The 12,208-nt window shown below is 64.5% G+C and carries 11 protein-coding genes; 6 read left to right on the top strand and 5 right to left on the bottom strand.

What is annotated here, in order from left to right:
* Positions 1-105 precede the first annotated feature (105 nt).
* Together LPJ38_RS05270 and LPJ38_RS05265 are read left to right on the top strand one after the other, a co-directional pair.
* Positions 106-360 carry a type II toxin-antitoxin system VapB family antitoxin gene (locus tag LPJ38_RS05270; RefSeq protein WP_145630234.1) on the top strand — a complete coding sequence of 85 codons (255 nt, stop codon included), beginning with the start codon at positions 106-108 and terminating at the stop codon, positions 358-360.
* A complete protein-coding gene (locus LPJ38_RS05265; RefSeq protein ID WP_145630235.1) occupies positions 360-764 on the top strand; it encodes a type II toxin-antitoxin system VapC family toxin in 405 nt (134 codons plus the stop codon). Before LPJ38_RS05270 ends, LPJ38_RS05265 begins: the two co-directional genes overlap by 1 nt.
* 4 nt (positions 765-768) lie before the next feature.
* Here LPJ38_RS05265 and thpR read toward each other — a convergent pair whose 3' ends face one another.
* Both thpR and LPJ38_RS05255 read right to left on the bottom strand, forming a co-directional pair.
* Entirely contained in the window at positions 769-1,305 is a 537-nt protein-coding gene (gene thpR, locus LPJ38_RS05260) for an RNA 2',3'-cyclic phosphodiesterase (RefSeq protein WP_145630236.1), read from the bottom strand.
* 172 nt (positions 1,306-1,477) lie between these two features.
* The gene (locus LPJ38_RS05255) at positions 1,478-2,113 is read right to left on the bottom strand and encodes an arylesterase (RefSeq protein ID WP_167520326.1); all 636 of its coding nucleotides are present in this window, start codon (positions 2,111-2,113) and stop codon (positions 1,478-1,480) included.
* A 55-nt stretch (positions 2,114-2,168) separates the two neighbouring features.
* Here LPJ38_RS05255 and LPJ38_RS05250 point away from each other — a divergent pair, with 55 nt between their 5' ends.
* From LPJ38_RS05250 to LPJ38_RS05235, 4 genes are all read left to right on the top strand, one after another.
* Positions 2,169-2,891 (top strand): ABC transporter ATP-binding protein, encoded by a 723-nt coding sequence (locus tag LPJ38_RS05250; protein WP_145630238.1) that lies wholly within the window; start codon positions 2,169-2,171, stop codon positions 2,889-2,891.
* On the top strand, positions 2,888-5,458 hold the full coding sequence (locus LPJ38_RS05245) for an ABC transporter permease (RefSeq protein ID WP_145630239.1): 2,571 nt from the start codon (positions 2,888-2,890) through the stop codon (positions 5,456-5,458). Before LPJ38_RS05250 ends, LPJ38_RS05245 begins: the two co-directional genes overlap by 4 nt.
* Before the next feature lie 273 nt (positions 5,459-5,731).
* Positions 5,732-6,523: a Bax inhibitor-1/YccA family protein gene (locus tag LPJ38_RS05240; protein WP_145630240.1), complete on the top strand. Its 792-nt coding sequence runs from the start codon at positions 5,732-5,734 to the stop codon at positions 6,521-6,523.
* Between the two features lie 201 nt (positions 6,524-6,724).
* Positions 6,725-7,255: a GNAT family N-acetyltransferase gene (locus LPJ38_RS05235; RefSeq protein WP_145630241.1), complete on the top strand. Its 531-nt coding sequence runs from the start codon at positions 6,725-6,727 to the stop codon at positions 7,253-7,255.
* Between the two features lie 101 nt (positions 7,256-7,356).
* Here LPJ38_RS05235 and LPJ38_RS05230 read toward each other — a convergent pair whose 3' ends face one another.
* The 3 genes from LPJ38_RS05230 to acnA all read right to left on the bottom strand — a co-directional run bounded on the left by LPJ38_RS05230 (position 7,357) and on the right by acnA (position 12,036).
* The gene (locus tag LPJ38_RS05230) at positions 7,357-7,728 is read right to left on the bottom strand and encodes a DUF2794 domain-containing protein (protein ID WP_145630242.1); all 372 of its coding nucleotides are present in this window, start codon (positions 7,726-7,728) and stop codon (positions 7,357-7,359) included.
* Positions 7,729-8,319: 591 nt separating this feature from the next.
* The gene (locus LPJ38_RS05225) at positions 8,320-9,096 is read right to left on the bottom strand and encodes a DUF1223 domain-containing protein (protein ID WP_145630243.1); all 777 of its coding nucleotides are present in this window, start codon (positions 9,094-9,096) and stop codon (positions 8,320-8,322) included.
* A gap of 219 nt (positions 9,097-9,315) precedes the next feature.
* A complete protein-coding gene (gene acnA / locus LPJ38_RS05220) occupies positions 9,316-12,036 on the bottom strand; it encodes an aconitate hydratase AcnA (protein ID WP_145630244.1) in 2,721 nt (906 codons plus the stop codon).
* Positions 12,037-12,208: the final 172 nt, after the last annotated feature.

Raw genomic sequence — 12,208 nt, 5'->3', positions numbered from 1 at the left:
TGCAGGCCAACCCGACCATAATGACCCGGTCGCCCTTTTCATCGGCTCCCATCTTGTCATCCAGCCAGGTAGAATATACCTAGCAAGGAACCAAGGAGCCTCGATATGGCGCTGAGCATCAAGGACCCCGAAACGGAGCAATTGGCGCGAAGTCTCGCGCGATTGACCGGCGAGAACATCACGACTGCCACCAAGCGCGCCATCGAGGAGCGATTGCGCCGGCTCGGCGGTCAAACTCGCAAGGACGCGCTGCTCGAAGACATGGCGGAGATCAGGCGGCGCTGGAGTGAGATGCGAGTCTTGGACGATCGCACGCCCGAGGAAATTCTCGGATACGACGAGCACGGATTGCCGCGCTGATGGTGATCGACACATCGGCGATCGTGGCCATCGCACTCAACGAAAACGATGCAGCCGATATCGAGCGGCTGATCGCGGACGATCCGATCCGCCTGATCTCTGCGGCAACAGTGCTTGAAGCAACGATGGTGATCGAGACGCGGCTGGGTGATGCAGGCGGGCGTGAGTTCGACCTCTGGCTCGTGAAGATCGGCGCCGAGGTCGTGGCGGTCGATACCGTGCAAGCCGATGCAGCGCGACGCGCCTGGCGACGCTACGGCAAAGGACACCACGCCGCATCGCTCAACCACGGTGACTGCTTTTCCTACGCGCTCGCGATCACGAGCAACGAACCACTGCTGTTCAAAGGCGAAGACTTCGCGAAGACCGACGTCCGCCGGGCAGGCGCGACGCCGCAGGGATGACGCGTTACTCACACAGCTCGTAGGCGTCCTCGACCACATACGGTCCGCCGCCCGTCGATGCGCGCGAGGAGAACAGCACGAACCGCTCCGCCATGAACGCCTTGCTCGGGAAGTAGCCGCGCAGCGAGAGATAGTCGGCGACGTCGCGGTCGGTGGCATCGTGCAGCCGCGCCAGCGTGACGTGCGGGATGAACTTGCGCCCCTCGGGATCGAGGCCGATCCGCTGCATCATGCGTTCGAGCTCGGCCTGCAATTCCATCAGCGGCTTGCTCGGTGCGATCGTGGCGACGACCGCGCGCGGCTTGCGGCCGCCGAAACTCGTGAGCCCCTGCACCTTCACCTCGAACGGCTTGCGGTCGACGCGAAACAGCATCGAGGCGATCTCGTTGGCGGAGACGCCGTCGATGTCGCCGATGAAGCGCAGGGTGACGTGATAATTTTCGGGATCGATCCAGCGGGCGCCGGGAAGGCCACCCCTCAAGTTGGAAAGCGACTGGCCGATCTCGGCCGGAATTTCCAGACCCGTGAACAAACGCGGCATCGTTTCGCACTCCCGATGCTTGGCTACGACCCCTGAGCAGGATCATATCCAAATTAGAGCCGGCGACGAATCACCGGTACCCTAATTCCTATCGCAGTTGTGTGACTCTGCGAAGCTTAGGCACCCTCACCCCGGAAAATCCCTGGGAATACCGGTGAACGCTGCCTGCGTTTCAACGCCGTTGCCCAGCGATCGTGCCAAGGAATGCCTCCACCGTGGGCATGATGTTGCTGACGATGATGTCGACACCGGCCGCGGTCGGATGAATGCCGTCAGCCTGGTTGAGCTTGGCATCGGCGGCGACGCCCTCCAGGAAGAACGGATAAAGCGGCACGTCGAATGTCTTCGCCAGATCCGGATAAATCGAATTGAAGCGCGCGGCGTATTCGGCGCCGTAATTCGGCGGCGCCAGCATGCCGCACAGCATCACCGCGATCTTGCGCGCCTTGAGCCGCTGGATGATGTCGGTGAGCGCGGCGCGCGCCACATCGGGATCGAGGCCGCGCAGCGCGTCATTGGCACCGAGCTCGACGATGACGCCCTCGGTTCCCTCCGGCACGGACCAGTCGAGCCGGTCGCGGCCGCCGGAGGTGGTGTCGCCGGACACCCCGGCATTGATCATGTCGACCGCTATGCCTTTGGCCTGCAACGCTTTTTGAAGCTTTTGGGGGAATGCCTCACGGGCCGGCAGGCCGAGGCCGGCACTCAAGGAATCGCCGAGAACGACGAGCTTGACCGGCTTCGCCGCCTCCGCCCAGGCGGGGTGCGCAAGCGTCATCAAAGCGAGCATCAACACGGCTATGTGCATGAACAATCCGTAACGCCTCTCGACCGCGCCAGCGGAGTTGCCATATGACCGGACCATGGACACTCGCATCGAAACCTCTTCGCTCGCCGCAGACATCGCGGACACCATCGCCATCTCCAACGTCAATCTCTCGTTGGGCACGGGTGCGGCACGCGTTCACATCCTCAAGGACATCAGCCTGCGCGTCGGCCGGAGCGAGACGATCGGCCTGATCGGCCCGTCAGGCTCAGGCAAATCCACGCTGCTGATGGTGATGGCAGGATTGGAACGTCCTGATAGCGGAGAGGTAGTGGTCTCCGGCACGCCTTTCAATGCTCTCGACGAGGACGCGCTGGCCCGCTTCCGCGGTCGCCAGGTCGGCATCGTCTTCCAATCCTTCCATCTGATTCCGACCATGACGGCGCTGGAGAACGTCGCCGTGCCGCTCGAGCTCGCCGGCAATCCGGATGCCGCAAAGCGCGCGGCGCAGGAACTGCAATCGGTCGGGCTCGGCGATCGCCTGCATCACTACCCGACGCAGCTGTCCGGCGGCGAGCAGCAGCGCGTCGCGCTCGCGCGCGCGCTGGCACCCGATCCCGCCATCCTCGTCGCCGACGAGCCGACCGGCAATCTTGACGAGGCCACGGGAAAGCAGATCGTCGACCTCCTGTTCAGCAAGCATGCCGAGCGCGGCATGACCTTGGTGCTGGTGACGCACGATTCCTCGCTGGCGCATCGCTGCGATCGTGTCATCCGCCTGCGCTCCGGGCGCATCGACACCCAGTCCGCGCCCGCATGAGCACGTCAGCCGAACCGTTCGAAAAGCCCAACGGCGTCGCGCTGTCGCTGCGCTACGCGCTGCGCGAATTGCGCGGGGGCCTGCGCGGCTTCTACGTCTTCATCGCCTGCATCGCGCTCGGCGTGATGGCGATCGCCGGCGTCGGCTCGGTGTCGGCGAGCCTCTCCGACGGCCTCGCGCGCGAAGGCCGCACCCTGCTCGGTGGCGACGTCTCCTTCGTGCTGTTCCAGCGCGAGGCCAAGCCCGACGAGGTCGCCTTCCTGCGTTCGCGCGGCACCGTGTCGACCGCCGCGACCTTGCGCGGCATGGCGCGCTCGGCCGAAGGCAAGCTGGCGCTGGTCGAGATGAAGGCGGTCGACGACACCTATCCGATGCTCGGCCAATTGAAGCTTGCGCCGCAGCTGGTGATGTCCGACCTGCTCGCGGAGCGCGACGGCGCCTTCGGGGCCGCCGCCGATCCGACGCTGCTGACGCGGCTGTCGCTGAAGATCGGCGACCGCGTCAGCATCGGCTCGGCGACCTTCCAGATCCGTTCGACGGTCGAAGCCGAACCGGACAAGCTCGCCGGCGGCATCGGCTTCGGACCGCGCCTCCTGATCAGCGAGGCGGGCCTGCGCGCCACCGATCTGATCCAGCCCGGCAGCCTGGTGCGCTGGGTCTACCGGGTCAAGCTGCCTGACGGCGCCAACAGAGAGCGCGCCACCGAGAGCTTCATCGCGGACGCGCGCAATGCCGCGCCGCAGGCCGGCTGGGAGGTCCGCAGCCGCTCCAACGCCTCGCCGCAGCTCGAGCGCAACATCAACCGCTTCACCCAGTTCCTGACGCTGGTCGGCCTCGCCGCGCTGCTGGTCGGCGGCGTCGGTGTCGCCAATGCCGTGAAGAGCCATATCGACCGCAAGCTCGAGGTGATCGCGGCGTTCAAGGCCGTCGGCGCCACCGGCCGCGACGTGTTCGGCATCTATCTCGCGCAGGTCCTCCTGCTCGCCGCCATCGGCTCGGCGATCGGCCTCGCGCTCGGCGCCGCCATGCCCTTCGCCATCGTCGGCCTCTTTGGCAAGCTTCTGCCGCTCCCGGTGGTGCCGGCCGTGCATGCCGAGGAGCTCGCGCTCTCCTTCGTCTACGGCCTGCTCACCGCGCTCGCCTTCGGCCTGTGGCCGCTCGGCCGCGTCCATGACGTGCCGGTGGCCGCGCTGTTCCGCGACACCGTCAGCTCCGAATGGCACCGGCCGCGCGCGGGCTATCTCGTCTTCATGGCCATCGTGATCGTCCTCCTCATCGCGGTCGTGGTCGGGCTCTCGTTCGACAAGCGCATCGCCGCGGTGTTCGTGGCCTCCTCGATCGTCGTGTTCGCCCTGCTCCGCGGCATTGCCGCCCTGCTGATGGCGATCGCGCGGCGGCTGCCGCGCTCGCAGCTGCCAATGCTGCGGCTGGCGATCGCCAACATTCACCGGCCCGGCGCGCTGACGCCCTCGGTCGTGTTGTCGCTCGGGCTTGGGCTCGCCGTGCTCGTCACCATCACCCAGATCGACGGCAATCTGCGCCGGCAATTCCTTGCAGCCCTACCCGATCAGGCGCCATCGTTCTTCTTCATCGACATCCCGAGCACGCAGGCCGAGCAGTTCGACGGCTATCTGCGCCAGATCGCCCCCGGCGCCAAGATCGAGGACGTGCCGATGCTGCGCGGCCGCATTGTCGGCGCGCGGGGGTTGCGCGCCGAGGAGCTCAAGCCCTCCACCGATTCCGAATGGGTGCTGCAAAGCGACCGCGGGCTAACCTATACCAGCGAGCTGCCGAAAGGCTCCAAGGTGGTCGAGGGCGAATGGTGGAACGCCGACTATTCCGGCCCGCCGCTGGTCTCGATGGAGAAGAAGATCGCCGACGGTCTCGGCCTCAAGCTCGGCGACGAGATCGTGGTCAACGTGCTCGGCCGCGACATCCCGGCTCGAATCGGCAATCTCCGCACCATCGACTGGCAGGGGCTCGGCATCAATTTCGTCCTGGTGTTCTCGCCGAACGCATTCAAGGGCGCGCCGCATACCCATATCGCGACGCTGACCGAAGCGGGCGGCCATGCCGCGGGCGACGGCAGCATCATCAAGCAGGTCGCCGACGCCTATCCCATGGTGACCAGCGTGCGCGTGCGCGAGGTGATGGAGACGGTCGGCTCTGTCGTGACCAATCTGGCGCTCGCGATCCGCGGCGCCAGCGCCGTGACCCTGATCTCGGCGATCCTGGTGCTGGGCGGGGCGCTCGCCGCCGGTCATCGCCACCGGGTCTATGACGCCGTGATCCTGAAGACGCTGGGCGCGACGCGGCTGCGGCTGCTTGGCGCCTATGCGCTCGAATACCTCCTGATCGGACTCGCCACCGCATTGTTCGGCGTGATCGCCGGCAGCGTGGCGGCCTGGATGATCGTGACGCGGCTGATGACGCTGAGCTTCGTCTGGCAGGCCGGCAGCGCGGCCGGCGTGGTCGCGGCCGCGCTTGTCGTCACCGTCGGGCTCGGGCTCGCCGGCACGCTGCTGGCGTTGAACAAAAAGCCCGCGACGGTGTTGCGGAATTTGTGACAAAATGTAGCGGGTGGGCACGGAATCGCACGATTCTCGCGATTAACCACCACTGCCCGTCAGCTTCCCGTCAGGATTCGCCGCCGAGGGCGACATTCAGCCGCGCGTGGAAGGTTGCAGCGAATGTGTTAGTTTCCCACATATCGAGTGGGTTCGGAGCCCCGATTGTGAGCCAAAATTTAGTCGGCTGGCATCGGCATCCGAGATAGATTTGACGAACCGGCGGCATGGCGACCCTCGTGCCGGACCGGGCCAACCAACGGGAATTCGACCATGTCGGACCTAGACCGTAACTACGCTTCTCCTTTCGGCAGGGCCGCCGGGCGCGTTGACGCCGCGACGGTCGATGCCGGCCTGCGCGCATATATGCTGCGCATCTACAACTACATGAGCATCGGCCTCGCCATCACCGGCTTGGCTGCGCTCGGCGTCTACATGGCGGCCGTGACTGACGTTCCGACGGCAGAATCCGTCCGCGTCGGCAAGTTGTTCCTGACGCCGTTCGGCTACGCGATGTTCGTGAGCCCCCTCAAGTGGCTGTTCATGCTGGCGCCGCTGGCGATGGTGTTCGTGATCTCGGCGGGCATCAACCGTCTCGCCCCCTCGACCGCACAGATCCTGTTCTGGGTGTTCGCGGCATTGATGGGCATCTCGCTGTCGTCGATCTTCCTGGTGTTCACACACACCTCGATCGTGCGGGTGTTCTTCATCACCGCGGCGACCTTCGGTGCGCTCAGCCTCTACGGCTACACCACCAAGCGTGACCTGACCGGTATGGGCTCGTTCCTGTTCATGGGCCTGATCGGCATCGTCCTCGCGAGCCTGGTGAACCTGTTCCTGGCCAGCTCGCTGCTGCAGTTCATCGTGTCGGTGGTCGGCGTGCTGGTGTTCTCGGGCCTCACCGCCTGGGATACCCAGCGGCTGAAGAACGACTACATCTACGGCTACGCCTCGTCCGGCGGCGACATCGCTGAGCGTGCGGCCATCACAGGCGCATTGTCGCTGTACCTGAACTTCATCAACCTGTTCACGCTGCTCCTGCAGCTCCTCGGCCAGCGCGAGTAAGCACGAAACCAGAGTGAACGACGTCAACCCCGGCCGAGAGGCCGGGGTTTTTGTTTCATAACTCCCGTCACGCCGGGGCTTGTCCCGGGCATCCACGAACTTGGCATCCAGATCAAGGAACGTGGATGGCCGGGACAAGCCCGGCCAGGACGTATGCGGAAACCGCGTTGCTCATCGCGCCGCCACTGCTATCTTCCCGCCATGTCCGCACCCGAAATCAGGCCCGCGACCGAGGCCGACCTTCCCGCCATCACCGCCATCTACCAGCAGGCCGTCCGCGAGGGCACGGCGACCTTCGAGCTGGAGCCGCCTGATCTTGCCGAGATGACCCGCCGCTATCGCGCGCTGATCGACGGCGGCTATCCCTATTTCGTCGCCATGCTCGACGGCCGCGTGGCCGGCTATGCCTATGCCGGCGCCTACCGGCCGAGGCCGGCCTATCGCTTCACGGTGGAGAACTCGATCTATCTCGATCCCTCCTTCCACCGCCGCGGTGTCGGCTCGCTGCTCTTGGAGCGGCTGATCGTCGAATGTGAGGCGCGCGGCTTCCGCCAGATGATCGCTGTGATCGGTGATTCCGCCAATGCCGGCTCCATCGGCGTCCACACCAAGGGCGGCTTCAAGATGATCGGCACGCATCCCAATGTCGGCCTGAAATTCGGCCGCTGGCTCGACACGGTGATGATGCAGCGCGAGCTCGGCGAGGGCGCGACCACGGTGCCGGCGAAGTAGGGCGCCGCAATTCTCGTAGCCCGGCTGAGCGAAGCGATACCCGGGAACGGTGCTAGACGATTCCCGGTGTCGCTTCGCTCATCCGGGCTCCAAGACAGTCGTCACACCACCGCCAGCTTCCGGTCGATCACCAGCAGCACGCGCTCGAGCTCATGGCCGCGGCGCAGGATCAGACCCGTCGCCGAGATCACGCTGTACATGCCCTGCTTGCGCGCAAGCCGCGGGTCCTTCTCGATGCGATAGATCGGCACCTCGGAGGCGCGGCGATAGACCGAGAACACGGCGCGGTCCTTCAGGAAGTCGATGGCGTAGTCGCGCCACTCGCCGTCCGCGACCATGCGGCCGTAGAGATTGAGAATACGATGCAGCTCGAGCCGGTTGAACGTCACCCGGTTCGGCTGCGCCGTCGCAGCGGCGGGGCGAGCCGCCGCGCGCTGCTCGCTCGGATCGGCATCCTCCGACATCAGGCTCATGGGAAGCGCCTCCTCATCGCACCACAATGACCCGCGTCCCAAGAAACCGTCCCGGAACCCTGGGGGATCATGACAATTGCATGATTGCGCCAACCGTTACGGGCCGCAAGGGGCTCCTTATTCAACCTATCGAATCGGCTGCGAATCCGGGCACACGCAGGAGTGGAACTCTGTCGCGACGAACCGTCACGGGATCGTTAGAACGAATCATAGTGTCGCCGCTTTTCCGCCAAGCGCCCGCCGCCCTGCGTTGCGATAAGACTCACGTGCGTTGACCCGGTCCTTTCGGTTCCGGATTCCTCAGCCCCCAGCCCCCCGGGGTCGAACAGGATCGGGTCTGTACGCACGGCAAGGAGGGCCAACGCAAGTTGGTCCTTTTTTGTTTGTGCCGGAATGTTTCTGCCGACGCGCCGTCCGTCTCATCCGCGTGACGACTCTCTCCCCTCATCCTGAGGGCCGCGCATTTGCGTGGCGTCTCGAAGGATCAAGGCCGAGCTGCAGCAGCGGGGGCCTTCCATGGTTCGAGACGCGCGCAAGGGCGCGCTCCTCACCATGAGGGTCGAGAGCTGAGCCTTTGGAAAATTCTGAAAATCAGTGCAACGACGTGTACGCCGCGCCCAGCATCGGACCCGGTCTCTCCCGGCTGCCGTCCTGGATATAGACCACCGCGCCGTCGACGCCGTCGCGCGTGAGGTTCTCGATCGGCACCGTCCAGCTTTCCGGACGGCCGGTCCAGTCGCCGACCTTGAGCACGTTGCGCACCACGTTGTGGTAGGTGACCTGCTGTCCGCGATTTTCGCCGCGGGTGATCGCAATCGGCACCGACTTGGCGATCGAGCAGATCCAGACCTCGCCATGCGAGACCGTGGGCTCCTTGCTTGCGGCGACCGAGACGTTGATCTGCTTGCCCGAGAGCGACATCGTCACCGGCACGCTCATCACGCCCGGGCCCTTGTCGGTCTTGCCGATCGCATTCTCGATGCCGGTACGATCGCTGCCGATGACATGGGTGGAGCCGTTGACCACGACCTGCGGGGTGTAGACCTCGCGGTCGCCGCGCATGCGCGAATAGGCACGCTGCCGTGCAGAGAAGCGCGAATCCGCCAGCGTGTCCTTCCAGCCCAGATAGTCCCAATAGTCGATCGGCATGCTCAGCGCGATGATCGACGGGTCCTTGGAGAGATCCCCGATAATCTGGTCCGCGGGCGGGCAGGAGGAGCAGCCCTGCGACGTAAATAGTTCGACGACGGCGCGGGGTTCAGCCTCGGCGGGGCGGATGACGGCGACGATGGCACAGATGCCCAGAGCTCCCGACCAGAGCGCACCGGACCAACGCGAAACCAGATGAGAAGCCGTCATTGCTGTCATGTCGAACGTCACACACCGTCACTCGTCGAGGAAGATTCTATCGCCTGATGGTCACCGTAGTCTTACGGGCACGACACGTTCATCCGTCCAATGCGAAGTTTTCCGCCGGGCGGGCCCATCCGAAACGTGCCGCAAACGCGCGAAGGCGGCCTTGTGATAGGCCGCCTTCGTTCAGGCTTCTACTCACTTCGCAGTGAGCCATCGTTCACAAATCCGCGCTTAGGCCGCAAGCTTGCGCAGCACGTAGTGCAGAATACCGCCGTTACGGTAGTAGTCGAGCTCGTCCAGCGTATCGATGCGGCAAAGCAGCGAAACGCGCTGCAGCGAACCGTCGCCGGAGACGATCTCCGCGGTCAGCTTCTGGCGCGGCTTGAGGTCGCCGACGAGGCCGCGCAGCGTGACCTTCTCGTCGCCCTTCAGGCCCAGCGACTGCCAGGAGGTGCCTTCCTCGAAGGTCAGCGGCAGCACGCCCATTCCGACCAGGTTGGAGCGATGGATGCGCTCGAAGCTCTGGCAGATCACGGCGCGGACGCCGAGCAGACGCGTACCCTTCGCGGCCCAGTCGCGCGAGGAGCCGTTGCCGTATTCGGCGCCGGCGAACACCACCAGCGGCACCTTCTCTTCCTGGTACTTCATGGCGGCGTCGTAGATCGACATCTGCTCGCCATCGGGCCAGTGCTTGGTGAGGCCGCCTTCAGGAATGTTGCCGTCGGCGCCCTTCAGCATGAAGTTCTTGATGCGGATGTTGGCGAAGGTGCCGCGCATCATCACTTCGTGGTTGCCGCGGCGCGTGCCGTACTGGTTGAAGTCGGCGGGGCGCACCTGGTGTTCGCTGAGATATTTGCCCGCGGGCGAAGTCAGCTTGATCGAGCCGGCCGGCGAGATGTGGTCGGTAGTGATCTTGTCGCCGAACATGGCGAGGATGCGCGCCTCGACGATGTCGGTGACCGGCTCCGGCTCCTTCTTCATGCCGTCGAAATAGGGCGGGTTCTGCACGTAGGTCGACGACATGTTCCAGCGATAGGTCTCGCTCTCGACCGTCTTGATCTTGCGCCAGTTGGTGTCGCCCTTGAACACGTCGGCATACTTCTTCTTGAAGATCGACGCGGTCACGAACTTCTTCATGAAGGCGTTGATCTCCTTGGTCGTCGGCCAGATGTCCTTGAGGTACACCGGCTTGCCGTCCTTGCCCTCGCCGAGCGGCTCGACGGCGAGGTTCTTGGTGACGCTGCCCGCGAGCGCATGGGCGACGACCAGCGGCGGCGAGGCCAGATAGTTCGCCTGCACGTCCGGCGAGACGCGGCCTTCGAAGTTGCGGTTACCGGAGAGCACGGCGGCCGCGACGATGCCGTTATCGTTGATCGACTTCGAGATCTCCTCGGGCAGCGGACCGGAATTGCCGATGCAGGTGGTGCAGCCGAAACCGACCAGGTTGAAGCCGACCTTGTCGAGATCCTTCTGCAGACCGGAGTCGGCGAGATAGCCGGCGACGACCTGGCTGCCCGGGGCGAGCGAGGTCTTCACCCACGGTTTTGCTTTCAGGCCTTTCGCGGCGGCGTTACGGGCCAGCAGGCCTGCGCCGATCAACACGCTCGGATTCGACGTGTTGGTGCAGGAGGTGATGGCGGCGATCACGACGTCGCCATGGCCGATCTCGAAGTCCTTGCCCTCGACGGCAAAGCGCTTGTTGGGCTCCTCGGCCTTCTTGTACTCGCTGCCGAGCGCAAGCGAGAAGCCTTCGGCGACCGACGGCAGCGCGATGCGCCCCTCGGGACGCTTCGGACCGGCCATCGACGGCACGACGTCGGCGAGATCGAGCGTCAGCGTCTCTGTGAACACCGGATCGGGCGACTTGGCGGTGCGGAACAGCCCCTGTGCCTTGGCATAGGCCTCCACCAGCGCAACGCGCGGCGCCGCGCGCCCCGACGTCTTGAGGTAATCGATCGCGGCGGCGTCGACCGGGAAGAAGCCGCAGGTCGCGCCGTATTCGGGGGCCATGTTGGCGATCGTCGCCTTGTCGGCGACCGAGAGGTTGTCGAGGCCCGGGCCGAAGAACTCGACGAACTTGCCGACCACGCCGAGCTTGCGTAGCATCTGCGTCACGGTAAGCACGAGATCGGTCGCGGTCACGCCTTCTTTCATCGCGCCCTTCAGCTTGAAGCCGACGACGTTGGGCAGCAGCATCGACAGTGGCTGGCCGAGCATGCAGGCTTCCGCCTCGATGCCACCAACGCCCCAGCCGAGCACGGCCAGACCATTGACCATGGTGGTGTGGGAGTCGGTACCGACCAGCGAGTCGGGATAGGCGACCTCGAAGGTGCCGGTCTTCTTGCCGACCGTCATCTTCTCCTTCTTGGTCCAGACCGTCTGCGAGAGATATTCGAGATTGACCTGATGGCAGATGCCGGTGCCGGGCGGCACCACCGAGAAGTTCGAGAACGCCTTCTGGCCCCATTTCAGGAACTCGTAGCGCTCCTGGTTCTGCTTGTATTCCTCGGTGACGTTTTTGGCGAAGGCCTTGTTGTCGCCGAAGAAGTTCACGATCACGGAATGGTCGATGACGAGGTCGACCGGCACCAGCGGATTGATCTTCTCGGCATCGCCGCCGAGCTTCTGCATTGCGTTGCGCATCGCGGCGAGGTCGACCACCGCGGGCACGCCAGTGAAGTCCTGCATCAGCACGCGCGCCGGGCGGAACGCGATCTCATGCTCGAGCGACTTCTTGCGCAGCCATTTCGACACCGCGACGATGTCTTCCTTCTTGACCGAGCGGCCGTCCTCGTTGCGCAGCAAATTCTCGAGCAGGACCTTCATCGAATAGGGAAGTTTGGAAATTCCCTTCAGACCATTCTTCTCGGCCGTGGGCAGGCTGTAATAGACATAGGTCTTGGCGCCGACCTTGAGAGTCTTTTTGCATTTGAAGCTGTCGAGCGAGGTCATGTAGGAATCCCAATTGTTAGTTATACCCGGCAGGGTATTTTAACACCGTCAGCGTATCAGGCTGGGCCGCTTGCAAGGGCAGGTTGAGTTGCTGCATCAAGTAGTTCCGGGCTTATAGAAGCTTTCTAACCGCGCCGCCACAGCCACAATCGTGCCGCAGCAATTCCCGAGC

The sequence above is a fragment of the Bradyrhizobium daqingense genome, from assembly GCF_021044685.1.
Classification (GTDB): Bacteria; Pseudomonadota; Alphaproteobacteria; order Rhizobiales; family Xanthobacteraceae; genus Bradyrhizobium; species Bradyrhizobium daqingense.
The sequence above is the reverse complement of the archived record's forward strand: the minus strand, read 5'-3'. Positions and strand labels throughout refer to the sequence as shown.